The organism is Streptomyces sp. UF-297 (assembly GCF_058245575.1).
Genome location: NZ_JBSIBZ010000131.1, coordinates 1 through 19614, shown reverse-complemented (window position 1 = coordinate 19614; position 19614 = coordinate 1). Strand labels below are relative to the sequence as shown.

Below are 19614 nucleotides of genomic sequence, written 5' to 3'. Positions count from 1 at the left end.
GTCAGGACCATGGGGCCGAAGACCGGGTTCTTGGGCAGCTTGTACCCCTTGGGAGCCTTGGTCTCCTCCCAGTAGTACGTGGAGCCCATCTTCAGCTTGAGGTCCTTGAGCTGGGCCGTACCGTCAGCACCCGTAGTGACCGGGTTACCGACCTTGGTGTCGGGCTTGCCACCGGTGCGCTGCAGACCCGCAGTGCCGTTGGTCTCCTGCCACACCTGGAACTCAGCGCCCGCCAGCGGCTTCTTCGCCTTGCCGTCGACCTTGATCAGCTTGATCGGCACGCCGTACCAGGGGTCATCGCCCTTGACGGGCTCCCCGCTGTGGGCGCCTTCGCCCTCGACGGTGAAGTTGTCACCGTGCATGACGCCCGACTTGATGTCGTACAGGACGGCGGTGCACTTGTAGCTGGCGCCGACCGCGAACTGGGCCTTGGGGTTGGTCTTGGCGTCTTCCTTCCAGGAGGCCTCCCAGCGCACCTCCCTACCGGCGGGGTCCGTGCTGGTGGTGCCGTCAGGCCAGGTGCACTTCAGATCCTTGATCTTCGCGTCGCCCTTGATGACGATGTCGCCGTTCTTGATCTTGATCAACGGCTCGGTGCCGTTGTTCACGTTGTCCATCTTCAGGACCTTCTCCTTGGTGTCAGGGAGAATGACCGCCTCGTCCTCGGTGTTGGCATCCGAGTCGGTGGCTTCGTCCTTCTTGATGGGCGTGATGGTCGGCCGCACGTTCTCCACCGTGGTGGAAGCGCCGGCGCTCGCGTTGTCCTTGGTCAGGACCATGGGCCCGAAGACGGGGTTCTTGGGCAGCGGGTACGGCTTGCCCTTGTCGTCCTTGGGAGCCTTGGTCTCCTGCCAGTAATACGTTCCCAGCTCCAGGTCCCCGCGCTGGCAGACACCCTGGCCGTCCGTGGTGCAGGGCTCCCCGACCTTGGTGTCGGGCTTGTCCCCGTCCCGCTGCAGGCCCGCAGTCCCGTTCGACTCGCGCCACAGCTGGAACTCCGCGCCCGCCAGCGGCTTCTTCGTCTTGGCATCAATCTTGATGACCTTGACCTTGCCCCGCACCGGCGGCACCGGCTGGTTGTTCGCGGTGACGCTGACACCGGCGGTGTGGTTCTCCGCGGTGAGGTTCAGCGGCCCGAAGACCGCCGGGTTCGGCAGCACATAACCGGCAGGAACCTTTGTCTCCTGCCAGTAGTAGGTGCCCAACGCGACCGTTGCGGAGCATTCGCCCTTGGCGTTGGTGGTGCAGGGGGCGCCGACCTTGGTGTCGGGCTTGTCCCCGTCCCGCTGCAGGCCCGCAGTCCCGTTCGACTCGCGCCACAGCTGGAACTCCGCGCCCGCCAGCGGCTTCTTCGTCTTGGCATCGACCTTCACCACCTTGACCTTGCCCTCGGGATCGGGCTGGTTGTAGCCGAAGTCATAGGTGTGGTTGTTCTGGCCCGCACTCCCGGTGGTGATGGTGTGCTCGGGGAACTTGCCCCCGGCCGGGACCTTGCCGTCACTGTCGATGAAGTCGTTGGTGCCGGCGTCGTTCTTGGTGACCCTCCACTCGTGGAGCGGGCCGCCCTCCTCGTAGTCCGCCGGGTTGTCGATCTTGATCGTGTACTTCGTGTTGAACTTCAGACCGTGCTCGCGGCTGTCGAAGTAGTACTCACCGCGAGTGGAGGTCTTCGTCGACGCGACCTTGTTGCCCTTCTCGTCGTACAGGTTGACGGTCGCACCCTCCACCGGCTTCTCGCCCGGGTCCTGGATGCCGTCCTTGTCGACGTCGTACCAGACGCGGTTGCCGATCTGGATCGGCGCCTCGTCACACATGACCTCCAGGTCGGCCATACCGCCGCCCTTGCCGAAGACGTTGGTGAGCGTCTTGCCCCCAGCCGCGGCACCGGTGAACCGGTTGAGGAAGAGGGTGCCGCTCTTGTACGTCTCATTGGACGGGTCGATACCGGAGGAGGCGATGTTCTCCTCGACCTTGGACAGCGCGATACCGGCGAACGATGCCTCCGGGTGCCAGCCGGTCCGCTGGTCGCCGTCGTAGTACTCCTTGACCCTGGGATCACTGGAGTTGTTCGTGCAGGCGCCATTGGCGTCCAGCACGAACTTGCCGTCCGGCCCCTTGCAGGCCCGGTTGATGTCGCCACCCGCCATGGATGAGAGATTCGCGGGGCCCCCGGGCTTGAAGGGCACACCGTTGCCGCCCATGTCGCCGAAGCGGTCACGGAAACTGACGACCATGTCGCCGTTGGTCTCGAAGATGATGTCGGCCAGGATCGGCTGCGGGTAGCCCGTACGCCCGCCCGAGCAGGTGCGCGTTCTCCCGTCGTACGGAGAGGTCTGCTTGTCACGCCACTCGTCCGCCCACGGGAACCAGCCCCCGCCCGCGCACGTGGCGATGGTGTCGGCCCACTGGCGGGGGTAGTCCAGCGACTGGTTCATCACGGTGCCGGTGAACTTGCCCGTGGCCGGGTCGAACGTCTGGACCACGGCCTTCATGTCGGCCCTGTTCTGGTTCGACTCGGCCGAGCAGACGCCACCCACGTACACGGTGCCGTCCTGCACGCCCAGGCCGAAGGGACGCCAGTCCGAGGCGGACGAACAGCCCGGGTCCGGGATGTCGTACGACGCCTTCGGCGCGTCCGCGGTCTCCTTGGTGGCGTCGTACCGGTACAGCTTCCGGTTCTTCAGATTGACGACGTACAGGTCCTTGCCGTCCTCGGAGACCTCCACGTCACCCAGGGACTCTTTGGTCACCGCCTTGTTGAACGCCAGATCCTGGTCGTTGCTGGCGCCAAGAGCGTGCTCGGTGGTACCGGCGCCGGGGACCTTGGTGAACAGCGAGGTCTTGCCGGAATCCCGGTCGGTCACGTAGATCGCGCCCTGCTTGCCGGGCCCGTATTCGGCGTTACGGCGGGCGAAGGCACCCGAGAAGATCCGCTTCTTCTGCTTGCTGTACCCGATGCCGTACAGAGCGCCCGTGGTCGCCTTGTCCGACAGGTTGTCGACGTCGTTCTCCCGCTGTCCCCAGTTGGCGGTGGGGACGTTGTACGGGAACTTGACCAGGGTCCGTGTGTCGACGTCCCTCTCGCCGACCGGATTGTCGTTACGGATACAGGCGGTCACCAGATCGGCGTTCTTCTGGCAGTAGTCCGCCGGGTTCCAGAACGCCGTGGTCATCTCCACGTCATTGCCGTGTGAGAGGTCGATGAACTCCTCGGTGCTGACGAGTTCGTCGGTACTGCCGGCAGCCAGGCCCTTCTCCGCGGCGAACGCCGAGAACAGCACGCCCGGCTTGGGGTTGATGACCTGGACGCGGTACTTGCCGCCCTTGAGCTTCGTTCCCGGCTCGAGGGTGACCGTGCCGTCCGCGCCGGTCGTCCCGCTGATCGTGTTCCCGGCGTCATCGGTGAGGTTGACCTTCACCTGGTTCATGCCGGGTTCGAGCACCCGGTCCCAGGCCTTGTTCGCGTTCACCTCACGGACCACGCGGACCTTGACGCTTCCGTCACCGGCATCTGCGGCCCGCGCAAAAGGCGCGGCACTCAGACCAATGCTGGAGGCCAGCAGCGGCAGCACGACACCTAGGGTGCCGGCCCGCCGTGGCAGATGTTTGCCGCGCAGTGCGGCAGTTACTGTCGTTGGCAAGGTATCTCCTGTTGTTCGCGCTGAACAGGCGGGTCACTCGCGTAATGGCCAGTGATCCATCTACCTCAATAACCGTTTTGGGCCGAGCAAGATCACCTTTTCGCCCAGGAGGCACTATTAAGCGATGCGTATTGCTCCGGATGGCTTTGTCCCGGCGGCGCGACGGGACGGGAATGCCGACAATGCCGGTGTCTGCGCTGATGAGCCGACTCTGGGCGTCTCTTCCGAAACGCGATGGTGCGTCCGGTGTGATGCCCCAGGTCGGAGAGCGGGGTACGCGGCGGACCGCCCAGCTGACTGGCTGTCAGGAAATTAGCAAGCCATTTTCGGCCCGGAAAATACTCCGCTGAGCGGATGCATTTCCCCCGAGTGGCCGCCCCGGCCGCAGCTGCCGGGCAGAAACCTGCACGTACAAGGAATCCGTGATACGGGCGAAGCCCGCATGTTGAAAACATGCGGGCCTCTACCTGTTCGACGCACCAACCCGGAGGCGTCCTGAACGGCAGCCTAAGTGTCATATCGTCAGAACCTTGCCCGCCACGCCGTACGCGTTTGCCGTGATCCTCGACCGGCCGGGTATTCCGATATGCCGTTCCGGGGTTCACTCATCGCGCGGTTACCACAATAGAATCAAGCCCGCTCGCTGGTGGCGGCGGTTGCACCGAGACCGACTCCGGGCCCGACGGCACGGCGTCGGTACGGCGCCAGTTCGTATACATGCGCACCGTCCCCTTGCCGAAGTGCGTCTCCGGGGCCCTGGCCGGCTGCCTGGAGGTCAGTGCGCCGGTCATGATCGCTCTGTCCTGGGGGATCCGGGGGCAGGGGTGTCGACCAAGATCAAGGCGGTGTTCCACAATGAGGGGCAGCCGGTGCTGCGGACCACGGTGACCGACCGGATCCGATACCACCTGGGTGAGGCGGGGTACCCCAAGGGGGCCACGCCGCACGTGCTCCGGCACCTGTACGAGCCGGTCCTGCGTGACGCGAGCATCCCGCGGATCGCGACCGGCCGTTACATGGGGCACGCGCCAACAGGCAGTATGGGCGGGGAGCGGTACACCCACGTGATGCGAGGCGTTCAGATCCGCGTACGTAACGCGCTCGACATCGTGTGGTGTGATGCTCAGGTGCCCCCGGTGTGCCCCGCGGCCTGGGAACGGGCGGCCTGACCAGCGAGGATGGGTGGAAATGGATAAGCAGCAGGAGTTTGTGCTCCGTACGCTCGAGGAGCGCGACATCCGCTTCGTACGGCTGTGGTTCACCGACGTACTGGGGTTCTTGAAGTCGGTGGCCATCGCGCCCGCCGAGCTGGAGCAGGCCTTCGACGAGGGCATCGGCTTCGACGGGTCCGCGATCGAGGGATTCGCCCGGGTGTACGAATCCGACATGATCGCCAAGCCGGATCCGGGGACCTTCCAGATCCTGCCCTGGCGTGCCGAGGCCCCCGGCACCGCCCGGATGTTCTGCGACATCCTCATGCCGGACGGGTCCCCGTCGTACGCCGACCCCCGCTACGTCCTCAAGCGGATCCTCGCCAAGACCTCCGACCTCGGCTTCACCTTCTACACCCACCCCGAGATCGAGTTCTTCCTGCTCAAGAACAAGCCGGTGGACGGCGCACGGCCCACCCCCGCCGACTCCTCCGGCTACTTCGACCACACCCCGCAGAACGTCGGCATGGACTTCCGCCGCCAGGCGATCACCATGCTGGAGTCGATGGGCATCTCGGTGGAGTTCAGCCACCACGAGGGCGCGCCCGGTCAGCAGGAGATCGACCTGCGCTACGCCGACGCGCTGTCCACGGCCGACAACATCATGACCTTCCGCCTGGTGATGAAGCAGGTCGCGCTGGAGCAGGGCGTCCAGGCCACCTTCATGCCCAAGCCCTTCTCCGATCACCCCGGTTCGGGCATGCACACCCATCTCTCCCTCTTCGAGGGCGACCGCAACGCCTTCCACGAGTCGGGCGCGGAGTACCAACTCTCCAAGGTGGGGCGGTCCTTCATCGCCGGACTGCTCAAGCACGCCGGTGAGATCTCCGCCGTCACCAACCAGTGGGTCAACTCCTACAAGCGCATCTGGGGCGGCACCAACCGCACCGCGGGCGCCGGCGGCGAGGCCCCCTCGTACATCTGCTGGGGCCACAACAACCGCTCCGCGCTCATCCGCGTCCCCATGTACAAGCCCGGCAAGATGGGCTCGACCCGGGTCGAGGTCCGCTCCATCGACTCCGGCGCCAACCCCTATCTGACGTACGCCGTGCTGCTCGCGGCCGGTCTCAAGGGCATCGAGGAGGGGTACGAACTCCCGCCCGGCGCCTCGGACGACGTCTGGGCCCTCTCGGATGCCGAGCGCCGCGCCCTGGGCATCGAGCCGCTGCCGCAGAACCTCGGCGAGGCCATCGACCTCATGGAGCGCAGCGAACTGGTCGCCGAGACCCTCGGCGAGCACGTCTTCGACTTCTTCCTGCGCAACAAGAAGCAGGAGTGGGAGGAGTACCGCTCCGAGGTCACCGCCTTCGAGCTGCGCAAGATGCTGCCGGTGCTTTAAGGGCAGGTCAGGGCAGAGAACCCCACGGGCGCGTACGCCGGGCCGACAGCCGCACGCCGTCGGCCCCCGGCGTCGCGCTGTCCGTGCTGGTCGCGTCGCGCTGTCCGTGCTGGTCGCAAGGGGTGGGGCTGGACCCACCCCGCCGTACGCCCAGGCCCATACCGCGCCTTTCCCGCGCTCCGTAGCGTCGATGCCACAGCGAGACGGAGCACGACGGATCAAGGCGGAGGAAGAGAAGGCATGGGAAACGTCGACGGGGACCTGGTCGAGGAAGCGCGGCTCGGTGCGCCGCAGGTGCAGCAGGCCTTCGGCACGGTGAAGAAGTGCGTCGTGCTCTACGGCGTCATCAGCGCCATCGTGCTCGGAACGGTTGCCGCGATGGCGGTCAGCGGCCACTCGGTGACCACGTTCATGTGGGTCCGGTCGGCACTGCTGCTGGCGGTCTCCGTGGTGATCCACCGGATCGCCGTCAGCGCTTCGCGGGGATCGCGACGGGCCTACGAGCGCTTGAGCACCCTCGCCGTCGTCCTGCCGATCGCGATCATCGCCGTCGACCTGATCCCCGGCCTCTGCCCTGCGTGGTACGCCGTGATGCAGGGCGTATCCGCCCTGGCCCTCGTCGGGGCCGCGTTCGTCACCAGGGGGGCTGGACTGCGGGCCGTATTCCCCAAGACTTCGTGAGGGGTTGTTCCCCCTTTCACGTCGCGGGGTGGACACGCCTGGCCTGTGCGTGCGATCACAGTAAGGGCAGGTCCCGCCGCAGGCTGGTAGCGTCCCGAGGTGGGCCTCGCCGGGCCGTCCGGGGGCCGTCGGAGGAACCCGGCGCCAGCCGGTGCCCACCGGCAACGACCGCTCGGCGGCTGGTCTTGGGCGACTGAGAGGGAGTGCTTCCAGGTGGCTGATCACGCGGCTCCGCAGGGACGGCGGAGCAGCACCCACTCCCGGCTGCTGCGGCACGGTTTCACCGATCCCTCGGCGGCCGGACTGCTGCTGGACGCCCCCGAACTCGCCCCCGTACGCGACGACTCGGTGCTCCTGGAGGCGCTGGGGGCCACCGCCGACCCCGACCTGGCGCTGCGCGGCCTGGTGCGCCTGGCGGAGGCACAGCCCGCCGAGGAACAGCAGGCGCTGCTGAGCACCCTGGCCACCGCCAAACCGCTGCGCGACCGGCTGCTGGGAGTGCTCGGCGCGTCCGAGGCGCTCGGCGACCACCTGGCCCGCCACCCCGCCGACTGGCACTGCCTGGTCACCTACGAATCCGCCGATCTGCACCCCACCACCCCCGAGTTCGAGCGGGCGCTGGCCGAGGGCGTGTGGGGCGGGGACAACGCCGGCCGGCCGCGGCCCGACGCGCTGCGCGCCGCCTACCGCAGGGCGCTGCTGGGCATCGCGGCCCGCGATGTGTGCGGGACGACCGATGTGGCCCAGACCGCGGCCGAGCTGGCCGACCTGGCCACCGCCACGCTGCGCGCCGCCCTGGAGATCGCCTCCGAGGAGCAGCCGGGCGACGCGGCGGTGTGCCGGCTGTCGGTCATCGGCATGGGCAAGTGCGGTGGCCGGGAGCTCAATTACGTCTCGGACGTTGACGTCATCTTCGTCGCCGAGGCCAAGGACGGGGTGGAGGAGGCCAAGGCGCTGCAGGCCGCGACCCGGATCGCCGCCCGGCTGATGCGGGTCTGCTCGGACGTCACCGCCGAGGGCACCATCTGGCCGGTGGACGCCAATCTGCGCCCCGAGGGCCGCAACGGGCCGCTCGTACGCACCCTGTCCAGCCACCTTGCCTACTACCAGCGCTGGGCCAAGACCTGGGAGTTCCAGGCGCTGCTCAAGGCCCGCCCGGTGGCGGGCGACCCGGACCTGGGCGAGGCGTACTGCGCGGCAGTGGCCCCGCTGGTGTGGCAGGCCGCCGAGCGCGAGAACTTCGTCGCCGATGTGCGCCAGATGCGCCGCCGGGTCGTCGCCAACATCCCCGCCGCCCAGGTGGAGCGGGAGCTCAAGCTGGGCCCCGGCGGGCTGCGCGATGTGGAATTCGCCGTACAGCTCCTTCAGTTGGTGCACGGCCGCAGCGACGCGACGCTGCGCAGCTCCACCACCCTGGAGGCGCTGGCCGCGCTGGCCAGGGGCGGTTACGTGGGGCGCAAGGACGCCGCCGCGATGGACGAGGCGTACCGCTTCCTGCGCTCCCTGGAGCACCGCATCCAGCTGTCCCGGCTGCGCCGCACCCACCTCATGCCCGAGGACGAGGGCGAACTGCGCGCCCTGGCCCGCTCGCTGGGCATCCGTACCGAGCCCGTCGACACCCTGCGCAAGCAGTGGAAGTGGCACGCGCGCGAGGTGCGCCGGCTGCACGAGAAGCTCTTCTACCGGCCGCTGCTGGACGCCGTCGCCCACCTGGAGCCCGGCGAGATCCGGCTCTCCGCCAAAGCGGCGGGCCACCGGCTCGAAGCCCTGGGGTACGCCGACCCGGTGGCCGCGCTGCGCCACCTGGAGGCGCTGGCCTCCGGGGTGAGCCGCAAGGCGGCCATCCAGCGCACGCTGCTGCCGGTGCTGCTGGGCTGGTTCGCCGACTCCGCCGACCCCGACGCGGGACTGCTCAACTTCCGCAAGGTCTCCGACGCGCTCGGCAAGACCCCCTGGTACCTGCGGCTGCTGCGCGACGAGGGCGCCGCCGCCGAGAACCTCGCCCGCGTGCTGTCGGCCGGGCGGCTCGCCCCCGATCTGCTGATGCGCGCGCCCGAGGCGGTCGCGCTGCTGGGTGCCAAGGACGGGCTGCTGCCGCGCGGGCGGGCCGCGCTGGAGCAGGAAGTACTGGCGGCGGTCGGCCGCGCCGAGGGCGCCGAGGCGGCGGTGGCCGCGGCCCGCGGGGTGCGCCGCCGGGAGATGTTCCGTACGGCTGCGGCGGACCTGATCGGGGCGTACGGCACCGAGTCCAGCCCGGTGGAGAAGGACCACGGCCACGCCATCGACGTGGTCGGCGGCGCCGTCTCCGACCTGACCGCGGCGACCCTGGCCGGCGCGCTGCGGGCCGCGGTGCGCGAGCAGTGGGGCGACACCCTGCCCGCCCGCTTCACGGTCATCGGCATGGGCCGCTTCGGCGGCCACGAGCTGAGTTACGGCTCCGACGCGGATGTGCTGTTCGTGTACGAGCCGCGCGAGGGCGTGGACGAACAGGAGGCCTCCAAGGCCGCCTTCGCCGTCGCCAATGAGATGCGCCGCCTGCTGCAGCTGCCCTCCGCCGACCCGCCGCTGGCCATCGACGCCGATCTGCGCCCGGAGGGCAGGAGCGGGCCGCTGGTGCGCTCGCTGGCCTCCTACGCCGCGTACTACCGGCGCTGGTCACAGGTGTGGGAGTCCCAGGCGCTGCTGCGCGCCGAACCGGTGGCGGGCGACGCGTGCCTGGGCGAGCGCTTCGTCGAGCTGATCGATCCGCTGCGCTACCCGATGGAGGGGCTGGGGGAGGACGCGGTACGCGAGATCCGCCGCCTCAAGGCGCGGATGGAGACGGAGCGGATGCCGCGCGGCGCCGACCCGACCACCCACACCAAGCTGGGGCGCGGCGGGCTGAGCGACGTGGAGTGGACCGTGCAGCTGCTCCAGATGCGGCACGGCTGGGCCGAGCCGGGCCTGCGTACCAACCGCACCCGCCGGGCCCTGGCCGCGGCCGGCGCGGCGGAGCTGATCGGCAGGGAAGAGGCGCAGATCCTGGACGAGGCGTGGGTGCTGGCGGCGCGGGTGCGCAACGCGGTGATGCTGGTACGCGGGCGCCCCGGCGACACCTTCCCCGGGGACGGGCGCGAGCTGTCCGCCGTCGGCCGCTACCTCGGCTACGAGGAGGGCCACGTCGGCGAGATGCTGGACGACTACCGCCGCATCACGCGCCGGGCGCGTGCGGTGGTGGAAGAGCTCTTCTACGGAGCGTAGGGCCCTTTGGGCCCGGTCTTTCCGCTTGTCCGGGGGCTCGGCCCCGGCTGCCGTGCGGGTGGGCTCGCCACCCGCCACCCGTCCCGGTGAGTCCGGCACCGCCGGGCCGCGCCGCGGTGGTTGCTCGCCGTCGCGGCGGAGAATTTTCTTGCCGGGCCGGCGGCCTTGTCCAGCAGCGGTCGCTCGCGGCGGAGCCGCACATCGAGACAGCCCCGCGCCCCTTACGGGGGCGTGATTCCAGACCGGGCCTCTGCCCGGTGGGGTCAGGCCGTTCGTAGGGCCGGGGGGCCGACGCGGCGGGGGAGGCGGTAGGGGAGGGTGCCGTACCAGGCGCAGGCGAGGGTGAAGCCGAAGGCGAGGCAGAGGATGCCGCCGACGGCGTCGAGCCAGAAGTGGTTGGCGGTGGAGACGATGACGACCAGGGTCGTGGTGGGGTAGAGGAGGCCCAGGGCCTTCACCCACAGCGGCTTGGCGAGCATGGCGATGATCACGCCGCACCACAGCGACCAGCCGATGTGCATCGAGGGCATGGCGGCGTACTGGTTGGACATGTTGGCGAGGTTGCCGGACGCCATCGAGCCCCAGGTCTGGTGGACGACGACGGTGTCGATGAAGTCGCCGCCCGGCATCAGGCGCGGCGGCGCCAGCGGATACAGGTAGTAGCCGAGCAGTGCGATACCGGTGGTCGCGAACAGCGCCATGCGGGCGGCGGCGTACCGGCCCGGTTGCCAGCGGTAGAGCCACACCAGCACGCCGATGGTCACGATGAAGTGCAGCGTGGCGTAGTAGTAGTTCATCGTCACGATCAGCCACGTCACGGAGTTCACCGCGTGATTGATGGTGTGCTCGACGGCGATGCCGAGGCTGTGCTCGGCCTGCCAGATCCAGTCGGCGTTCTTCAGCGCCTGGGCCTTCTGCTCCGGCACGGCGTTACGGATCATCGAGTAGATCCAGTAGCTCACCGCGATCAGCAGGATCTCGAACCACAGCCGGGGAGCGCGCGGGGAGCGCAGACGGGAGAGCCGTCCACCGCCGCCAGAGGTACGGCCGTCGGCCGCCTCGGTGGGTGGCGGGGTGGCCGCACGGCCGTCCAGAGTCCTCACATTCGCTTCACCCATAGGCAGACAGTCTGCCAGAAAGGGATGTACCGCCGATCATCCTCCAGTCGGGTCTTGTGCCACCCGTCTAGCACTTGCGGGGGAGGGGCGCCCGTCAGGGGCATCCGCGCTGGTGGGAGGCGGAACGCTACGGGAGCGTCGCGGCGCCGAGGCGGTTGAACCGCGTACCACCAGCTCGGGGTGGAAGACGTACTCGCTGTGCGGCGCCGGCGTCCCGCCGATCTCCTCCAGCAGGGCCCGCACCGCGGCTTGTCCCATCGCCGGGACCGGCTGGCGGATCGTGGTCAGCGGTGGGTCGGTGAAGGCGATCAGGGGCGAGTCGTCGTAGCCGACCACGGAGATGTCGCGGGGCACGTCCAGGCCGCGCTGCCGGGCCGCCCGCACCGCGCCCAGCGCCATCATGTCGCTGGCGCACACGATGGCGGTGGCTCCGCGGTCGATCAGCGCGAACGCCGCGGCCTGGCCGCCTTCGAGGGTGTAGAGGGAGTGCTGGACCAGCTCGGCGGCCCGCTCCTCGGAGAGGCCGAGCCGCCGGCCCATGCTGTGCACAAAGCCTTCGATCTTGCGCTGTACGGGCACGAACCGCTTGGGCCCCAGCGCCAGCCCGATCCGCTCGTGGCCCAGCGCGGAGAGATGGGTGATCGCCAGGTCGATGGCGGCCCGGTCGTCGGGGGAGATGAAGGGCGCCCTGACCTTGTCCGAGAAGCCGTTGATCAGGACGAAGGGGACGCCCTGGCCGCGCAGCTGCTCGTAGCGCTGCATGTCGGCGGAGGTGTCGGCGTGCAGCCCGGAGACGAAGATGATGCCGGCCACACCGCGGTCCACGAGCATCTCGGTCAGCTCGTCCTCGGTGGAGCCGCCCGGAGTCTGCGTCGCCAGGACCGGGGTGTAGCCCTGGCGGGTCAGGGCCTGCCCGATCACCTGGGCGAAGGCCGGGAATATCGGGTTCTCCAGCTCCGGGGTGATCAGTCCGACCAGTCCCGCGCTGCGCCGCCGCAGCCGCACCGGACGCTCGTAACCCAGCACGTCGAGTGCGGCAAGCACCAACTGGCGGGTGGTGGCGGAGACGCCGGGCTTTCCGTTGAGAACCCGGCTGACGGTGGCCTCGCTGACACCCGCCTGCGCTGCGATATCGGCCAGCCGGGCGGTCATGCACGGGACTGTACCGGTCAGGTGTCAGATTGCCCACCAGGTGCAGGAATCGCCCGGGAGTACGGCTGTCGCGGCACCGCCTCCGCTACCGGCCGCGCCGCCGCGGCCGCCCGCCCGCGGGCCTGCGCTGGAGAGCAAGAGCTGTCCGGGCAGCGGTACTTCCACCTCGCGGGCGGTGGTGTTGACGGCGCACAGCACCGTGTCGCCGTCGGGCGAGCGGCGGCTGAAGGACAGCACGCCCTCGGGGGCGGGCAGCCACTGGATGCCGTCGCCCGCGCCGAGCGCCGGGTGTGTGTGGCGCAGCGTCAGCGCGCGGCGGTAGAGCTCCAGTGTGGAGGACTCCTTCCCGCTCTGGGCCTGTACGGACAGCTCCCGCCAGGCCTCGGGCTGCGGCAGCCAGCTGTCGCCGGGTCCGAAGCCGTACGGTGCCTCCTCGCCCGACCAGGGGATCGGTACCCGGCAGCCGTCGCGGAAGCCGTCCTGGCCCTCCTCGCGGCCGGCCCGGGCGAACGCCGGGTCCTGGCGCACCTCGTCGGGCAGGTCGGTGACCTCGGGCAGGCCCAGTTCCTCGCCCTGGTAGAGGTAGGCGGAGCCGGGCAGCGCCAGCATCAACAGGGTGGCGGCGCGGGCGCGTTCGGGGCCGCCGAGGCGGGTGGTGTGGCGGACCACGTCGTGGTTGGAGAGCACCCAGGTGGTGGGGGCGCCGACGGAGGTGGTGGCGGCGAGCGAGCCGTCGATGACGCCGCGCAGCGAGGCGGCATCCCAATCGGCGGTCAGGAAGTGGAAGTTGAAGGCCTGGTGCAGTTCGTCGGGGCGGACGTACAGGGCCAGGCGCTCGGGGCTGGGGGCCCAGGCCTCGGCGACGCCGATGCGCTCGCCGCCGTAGGAGTCCAGCAGCCGGCGCCAGGAGCGGTGGATCTCGTGCACGCCGTCCTGGTCGAAGAAGGGCAGCACCTGGGAGCCGATGAGCTTGGCCTGCTCCTTGTGCCCGATGTCGGGCAGGCCCGGTGCCTTGATCATGCCGTGGGCGACATCGATGCGGAAGCCGTCGACGCCCAGGTCGAGCCAGAAGCGCAGGATGGACTCGAACTCCGCGCGTACGTCCTCCTTCTCCCAGTCCAGGTCGGGCTGTTCGGGGGCGAAGAGGTGGAGGTACCAGTCGCCGCGGTCCGTACGGGTCCAGGCGGGGCCGCCGAAGACGGACTCCCAGTCGTTGGGCGGCAGTTGGCCGCCGGGGCCCTTGCCGGGGCGGAAGATGTAGCGCTCGCGGGCCAGGTCGGGGTCCTGGAACCAGGGGTGCTGGTCGGAGGTGTGGTTGGGGACGATGTCGACGATCACCCGCAGGCCCAGCTCGTGGGCGGTGCGCACGAAGGCGTCGGCGTCCCGCAGGTCGCCGAAGAGCGGGTCCACGGCGCGGTAGTCGGCGACGTCGTAGCCGCCGTCGGCCTGCGGGGAGGCGTAGAAGGGGGTGAGCCAGACGGCGTCCACGCCCAGGTCCCGCAGGTAGGGCAGGCGTTCGCGGGCCCCGGGCAGGTCGCCGATGCCGTCGCCGTCGCTGTCGGCGAAGGAGCGCACGTAGATCTGGTAGATCACGGCGTCGCGCCACCACCCCGGTTGGCGCCCGGGTCCGGCCGCCGGGCGGGCGGGTGCGGTGGAAGTGAGCTCCTGGGTCATCGGCCATCCCTGTAGAGGTCGAAGGAACGTCTGCGGACTCAATACGGGCTCAACGCGCGGGCCGCCCGGGGGTGACGGGGGCGCCGACACCGCGAGCGCATCGTTACAGCAGGTTTTCAGAAATTTGCCGCAAGGTCTTTCGGTTTCTTTGCGGCGCTGTTACGTTCCTGACCGCCATCTCAGGTATTTCCCTAAGGAGTTCACATGCGGCGTGGCATAGCGGCCACCGCGCTGGTCGCGGGGCTGGCACTGGTGGCGACGGCGTGCGGTGGTGGCGAGGGCGGCTCCGAGGCCGACAGCACGGGCCCCCTGTCGGGCACCGTGACCTTCTGGGACACCTCCAACGACGCCGAGAAGGCGACGTACAAGGCACTGGCCGAGAGCTTCTCCAAGGAGCACCCCGGCGTGAAGGTCAAGTACGTCAGCGTGCCCTTCGGCGATGCCAACGCCAAGTTCAAGAACGCGGCCGGCGGCGGCGCCGGGGCCCCCGACGTGATGCGCACCGAGGTCGCCTGGGTCGCCGACTTCGCCAACCTCGGCTACCTCGCCCCGCTGGACGGCACCCCGGCCCTGGACGACACCGGCGACTACCTGCCGCAGGCGCTGGGCTCCACGAAGTTCAAGGACAAGACCTACGCGGCGCCGCAGGTCATCGACAGCCTCGGCCTCTTCTACAACAAGAAGCTGCTCAAGCAGGCCGGCGTCCAGGTGCCCAGGACCTTCGCGGAGCTGAAGTCCTCCGCGAAGAAGATCAAGGAGAAGACCGGGGCCACCGCGCTCTACCTGCGCGGGGACGACCCGTACTGGTTCCTGCCCTACCTCTACGGCGAGGGCGGCGACATGGTCGACGCCAAGGCGAAGACCGTGAAGATCGACGACGCCGAGGGCGTCAAGGCGTTCGCCGCGATCAAGGACCTGGTCGACTCCGGCGCGGCCGTCACGGACGCCACCGACGGCCAGGAGAACCAGCTGAGGGCCCTCAAGGACGGCGCGGTCGCGATGGCCGTCGACGGCCCCTGGGACATCGAGGGCGCCCGTGCCGGCAAGGAGTTCAAGGCCCCCGCCGGCAAGGACAACCTCGGCGTGGCGCCCGTACCGGCCGGCAGCGCCGCCCAGGGCTCCCCGCAGGGCGGCTGGAACCTCTCGGTGTACGCGGGCACCAAGAACCAGCGCGCCGCCTATGAGTTCGTGAAGTACATGAGCTCGGCCAAGATCCAGCAGCAGACCACCGAGAAGCTCAGCCTGCTGCCCACCCGCAAGTCCGTGTACGCGGCCCGCTCGGTCAAGGACAACGAGATGGTGCGGTTCTTCAAGCCCGCCGTCGACAAGGCCGTCCAGCGCCCCTGGATCGCCGAGGGCAACTCCCTCTTCGAGCCCATCAAGGTCCAGATGAACAAGGTCCTCACCGGCGCCTCCTCGCCCGAGCAGGCCGCCAAGGCCACCGGCGACGCGTACCGCAAGCTGCTCAAGGACTACAAGTGACGCTCGCGGCACCGGCGCGCAGCACGGAGACGAAGGCCCCACCGGGCCGTATGCGCAGGGCTCTTGGCACCCACTGGTACGCCTGGACGATGGTGGCCCCGGTGGTGCTCGTCATCGGCGTCATCATCGGCTACCCCCTCGCGCGCGGCGTCTACCTCTCCCTCACCGACGCCGACGAGGCCAATGTCGAGCGCACCATCGGCATGAACCACATCCCGGCGACGTACGACTTCGTGGGGCTGGACAACTACACCGCGGTCCTGCGCGACGGCGTCTTCTGGGGCCGGCTGGGCTGGACCGCGCTGTGGACGGTGGGCTGTGTGTCCCTCACCTTCCTCATCGGCCTGACCCTGGCGAACATGCTCAACCGCAAGCTGCGCGGCCGCACCTTCTACCGGCTGGCGCTGATCCTGCCCTGGGCGATCCCCGCCTTCATCTCCGTCTTCACCTGGCGGATGCTCTACAACGAGAAGAACGGCCTGCTCAACAAGGTCCTGACCGGCGGCGGCATCGACGCGGTGCCCTGGCTGAACGACCCCACCTGGGCCAAGCTCTCGGTCATCGCCGTCAACGTCTGGCTCGGCGTGCCGTTCATGCTCGTCGCGCTGATGGGCGGACTGCAGTCCATCCCCGGCGAGCTGTACGAGGCCGCCGAGATGGACGGCGCCAACGCCTGGCAGCGGTTCCGCAACATCACCGTGCCCGGGCTGCGCGCGGTCAGCAGCACGGTGATCCTGCTCTCCACCATCTGGACCTTCAACATGTTCCCGGTGATCTACCTGCTCACCCGGGGAGGCCCGGGGGACGCCACCGAGATCCTGGTGACGTACGCCTACCGGCTCTCCTTCGTCGACAGCCCGCGCAACTTCTCCCAGTCGGCGACCTGGGGCGTACTGATCCTGCTGCTGCTCGCGGTGATCGCCGTCGTTTACCGGCGGGCGCTGCGCAAGCAGGGAGAGGTGTGGTGAGCGTGCGCGCCGACCGCAACAAGCGGAGCCCACTGGCCTCCGCCGGGCTGCATCTGACCCTCATCCTCGCCTCCGTCATCGCGGTCTTCCCGCCGCTGTGGCTGCTGGTGACCTCCTTCAAACCGAAGAACGACGCGTTCACCACCGAGCCCGTCACCGACTTCACCTTCGCCAACTACCGCCACGTCCTGGCCGACACCTCCTTTCTGACCTGGTTCGGGAACTCGGTGCTGGTCGTCGCGGTGACCACCCTCCTCGGCGTCTTCATCGCCGCGACCACCGGCTACGCGGTCAGCCGCTTCCGCTTCCCGGGCATGCGCCCGCTGATGTGGCTGCTGCTGATCACCCAGATGTTCCCGGTGGCCGTGCTGATCGTGCCGCTGTACAACCTGCTGGCGAACCTGGGGCTGCTCAACCAGCCCGCCGGACTGGTGCTGACGTACCTGACCATCGCCGTGCCGTTCTGCGCCTGGATGATGAAGGGCTTCTTCGACACCATCCCGGTGGAGATCGACGAGTCGGGCCGGGTCGACGGGCTCAACCCCTTCGGCACCTTCTGGCGCCTGGTCCTCCCGCTCGCCAGGCCCGGACTGGCCGTCACCGGCTTCTACACCTTCGTCACGGCCTGGGCCGAGGTCGCCTACGCCTCCGCCTTCATGACCGGCGAGGAGAACCTCACCCTCGCCGGCGGCCTGCAGACCTTCGTCAACCAGTACGTCAACGACTGGGGTTCGATGACCGCCGCCGCCGTGATCATCGCCGTACCGGCCGCGCTCGTCTTCGCCTTCGCCCAGCGCCACCTCGTCGCCGGACTGACCGCCGGCACCACCAAGGGATGACATGACCGCACAGCACGACCTCGCTGACGCCACCGGCTGGTGGCGCGACGCGGTGATCTACCAGGTCTACCCGCGCAGCTTCGCCGACGGCAACGGCGACGGCATGGGCGACCTGCCCGGCATCCGCCGGCGCCTGCCCTACCTGCGGGACCTGGGCGTGGACGCCGTCTGGCTCAGCCCCTTCTACGCCTCCCCGCAGGCCGACGCCGGCTACGACGTCGCCGACTACCGCGCCATCGACCCGATGTTCGGCACCCTGGCCGACGCCGAGGCCCTCATCGTCGAGGCGCACGAGCTGGGCCTGCGCATCATCGTCGACATCGTCCCCAACCACTGCTCGGACCAGCACGAGTGGTTCCGGCGGGCGCTGGAGCAGGGCCCCGGCTCCCCGCTGCGCGAGCGCTTCCACTTCCGCAAGGGGCGCGGCGTCAACGGCGAAGCGCCGCCCAACGACTGGGAGTCCGTCTTCGGCGGCCCGGCCTGGACCAGGGTCGCCGACGGCGAGTGGTACCTCCACCTCTTCGCGCCCGAACAGCCCGACTTCCACTGGGACCACCCCGCCGTACGCGACGAGTTCCGCTCCATCCTGCGCTTCTGGCTCGACCTGGGCGTGGACGGCTTCCGGGTCGATGTGGCGCACGGCCTGGTCAAGGCGCCCGGCCTGCCGGACACGGGCCACGGCGAACAGCTCAAGCTGCTGGGCAACCAGGTGCTGCCCTTCTTCGACCAGGACGGCGTGCACGAGATCTACCGCTCCTGGCGCACGGTGCTGGACGAGTACGCGGGCGAGCGCATCGCCGTCGCCGAGGCCTGGACGCCCAGCCCCGAGCGCACCGCCCTGTACCTGCGCCCCGACGAGCTGCACCAGGCCTTCAACTTCCAGTACCTGACCACCCCGTGGGACGCGAGCGAGCTGCGTCAGGTCATCGACGCCTCCCTGGACGCGATGCGCCCGGTGGGCGCGCCCGCCACCTGGGTGCTCTCCAACCACGACGTGGTCCGCCACACCACCCGCCTCGGCGGCCCCGAACGCGCCCGCGCCGCCACCCTGTTGATGCTGGCGCTGCCCGGCTCCGCCTACCTCTACCAGGGCGAGGAACTGGGCCTGCCCGAGGTCACCGACCTGCCCGACGAGGTGCGCCAGGACCCGGCGTTCGCCCGGGCCGGCCGCGAGGACGGGCAGGACGGGCTGCGCGACGGCTGCCGGGTACCGATCCCCTGGTCGGGCGAGGAGGCACCGTACGGCTTCGGCAGCGGGGGCAGCTGGCTGCCGCAGCCGCCGGAGTGGGCGCGGCTGAGCGTGGCCGCCCAGAGCGGCGATCCGGACTCGACGCTGGAGCTGTACCGCCGCGCGCTGGCGCTGCGCCGCAGCCACCCGGGCCTGGGCGCCGGCGACACGGTGCAGTGGCTGGCGGCCCCCGAGGGCGTACTGGCCTTCCGGCGCCCCGGCGGCCTGGTGTGCACGCTCAACACGGCGCGGACCGCCGCCGTGATCCCCGCTTACGGGCGCGTGCTGCTCGCGTCCTGCGCCGTGGGCCCGGCGGACGGCGGCTGCACGCTGCCCGCCGACGCCTGCGTGTGGTGGGAGGAGTGAGTTCCAGCTCACCGCCGCGGCTGGCGGAGATCGCCGCGCAGGCCGAGGTCAGCGAGGCGACCGTCAGCCGCGTCCTCAACGGCAGGGCGGGGGTGGCCCGTTCGACCCGCGATCGGGTCCTGGCCGCCCTGGACCTGCTGGGCCACGAACGCCCCTTACGGCTGCGGCGGCGCTCGGCCGGACTGGTCGGGCTGGTCGTGCCCGAGCTGACCAACCCGATCTTCCCGGCCTTCGCCCAGATCATCGAGCAGGCGCTGGCCGGGCACGGCTACACCCCCGTGCTGTGCACCCAGCTGCCGGGCGGCGCCACCGAGGACGAGCTGGTCGAGCAGCTGGAGGCGCGCGGGGTCACCGGCATCGTCTTCCTGTCCGGGCTGCACGCCGACACCGGCGCCGACCCCGCCCGCTATCTGCGGCTGACGGATCGGGGCGTGCCGTACGTACTCATCAACGGCTACAACGAGCGCGTCGCCGCGCCCTGCGTCTCGCCGGACGACGGGGCCGCGGCGCGCATCGCGGTACGGCACCTGGCCGAGCTGGGCCACGAGCGCATCGGGCTCGCGGTCGGGCCCGCCCGGTACGTGCCCTCGCGCCGCAAGGCGGAGGGGTTCGTCGCGGCCCTGGCGGAGGGGGGGGGGGGGGGGGGGGGGGGGGGGGGGGGGGGGGGGGGGGCGG

At 69.9% G+C, this 19614-nt stretch carries 13 protein-coding genes; 9 read left to right on the top strand and 4 right to left on the bottom strand.

What is annotated here, in order from left to right:
• Nucleotides 1–3470 (bottom strand): SpaA isopeptide-forming pilin-related protein (locus tag AC4IJH_RS40735; RefSeq protein WP_490857071.1); only part of this gene is annotated, 3470 nt, incomplete at its 3' end.
• Nucleotides 3471–4465: 995 nt separating this feature from the next.
• On the opposite strand from AC4IJH_RS40735, the gene AC4IJH_RS40730 reads away from it, so the two are divergent.
• The 4 genes from AC4IJH_RS40730 (at nucleotide 4466) to AC4IJH_RS40715 (ending at nucleotide 10112) form a co-directional block, all read left to right on the top strand.
• Complete coding sequence (locus tag AC4IJH_RS40730; protein ID WP_490857070.1) at nucleotides 4466–4810, top strand: hypothetical protein; 345 nt, start codon at nucleotides 4466–4468, stop codon at nucleotides 4808–4810.
• A 19-nt stretch (nucleotides 4811–4829) separates the two neighbouring features.
• Nucleotides 4830–6191 (top strand): type I glutamate--ammonia ligase, encoded by a 1362-nt coding sequence (gene glnA / locus AC4IJH_RS40725; protein WP_490857069.1) that lies wholly within the window; start codon nucleotides 4830–4832, stop codon nucleotides 6189–6191.
• 240 nt (nucleotides 6192–6431) lie between these two features.
• On the top strand, nucleotides 6432–6872 hold the full coding sequence (locus tag AC4IJH_RS40720; protein WP_490857068.1) for a hypothetical protein: 441 nt from the start codon (nucleotides 6432–6434) through the stop codon (nucleotides 6870–6872).
• 213 nt (nucleotides 6873–7085) lie between these two features.
• Entirely contained in the window at nucleotides 7086–10112 is a 3027-nt protein-coding gene (locus tag AC4IJH_RS40715) for a bifunctional [glutamine synthetase] adenylyltransferase/[glutamine synthetase]-adenylyl-L-tyrosine phosphorylase (protein ID WP_490857067.1), read from the top strand.
• Nucleotides 10113–10375: 263 nt separating this feature from the next.
• On the opposite strand, the gene AC4IJH_RS40710 is transcribed toward AC4IJH_RS40715, so the two are convergent.
• Genes AC4IJH_RS40710 through AC4IJH_RS40700 form a run of 3 tightly spaced genes read right to left on the bottom strand, consistent with a single transcriptional unit; the run spans nucleotide 10376 to nucleotide 14056 of the window.
• A complete protein-coding gene (locus AC4IJH_RS40710) occupies nucleotides 10376–11230 on the bottom strand; it encodes a phosphatase PAP2 family protein (protein WP_490857066.1) in 855 nt (284 codons plus the stop codon).
• A 36-nt stretch (nucleotides 11231–11266) separates the two neighbouring features.
• Nucleotides 11267–12382 (bottom strand): LacI family DNA-binding transcriptional regulator, encoded by a 1116-nt coding sequence (locus tag AC4IJH_RS40705; RefSeq protein ID WP_490857065.1) that lies wholly within the window; start codon nucleotides 12380–12382, stop codon nucleotides 11267–11269.
• 24 nt (nucleotides 12383–12406) lie between these two features.
• Entirely contained in the window at nucleotides 12407–14056 is a 1650-nt protein-coding gene (locus AC4IJH_RS40700) for a glycoside hydrolase family 13 protein (RefSeq protein ID WP_490857064.1), read from the bottom strand.
• 204 nt (nucleotides 14057–14260) lie between these two features.
• On the opposite strand from AC4IJH_RS40700, the gene AC4IJH_RS40695 reads away from it, so the two are divergent.
• From AC4IJH_RS40695 to AC4IJH_RS40675, 5 genes are all read left to right on the top strand, one after another.
• Nucleotides 14261–15538, top strand: a complete 1278-nt coding sequence (locus AC4IJH_RS40695) for an extracellular solute-binding protein (protein ID WP_490857063.1) — start codon at nucleotides 14261–14263, stop codon at nucleotides 15536–15538.
• Nucleotides 15539–15588: 50 nt separating this feature from the next.
• Complete coding sequence (locus AC4IJH_RS40690) at nucleotides 15589–16506, top strand: carbohydrate ABC transporter permease (protein WP_490857072.1); 918 nt, start codon at nucleotides 15589–15591, stop codon at nucleotides 16504–16506.
• Complete coding sequence (locus tag AC4IJH_RS40685; protein WP_490857062.1) at nucleotides 16503–17345, top strand: sugar ABC transporter permease; 843 nt, start codon at nucleotides 16503–16505, stop codon at nucleotides 17343–17345. The genes AC4IJH_RS40690 and AC4IJH_RS40685 overlap by 4 nt, the downstream gene beginning before the upstream one ends.
• 1 nt (nucleotide 17346) lies before the next feature.
• Nucleotides 17347–18939, top strand: coding sequence for a glycoside hydrolase family 13 protein (locus tag AC4IJH_RS40680; RefSeq protein WP_490857061.1), 1593 nt, complete (start codon nucleotides 17347–17349; stop codon nucleotides 18937–18939).
• The coding region (locus tag AC4IJH_RS40675) for a LacI family DNA-binding transcriptional regulator (protein WP_490857060.1) at nucleotides 18936–19614 on the top strand (679 nt) is incomplete at its 3' end. The genes AC4IJH_RS40680 and AC4IJH_RS40675, both read left to right, overlap by 4 nt.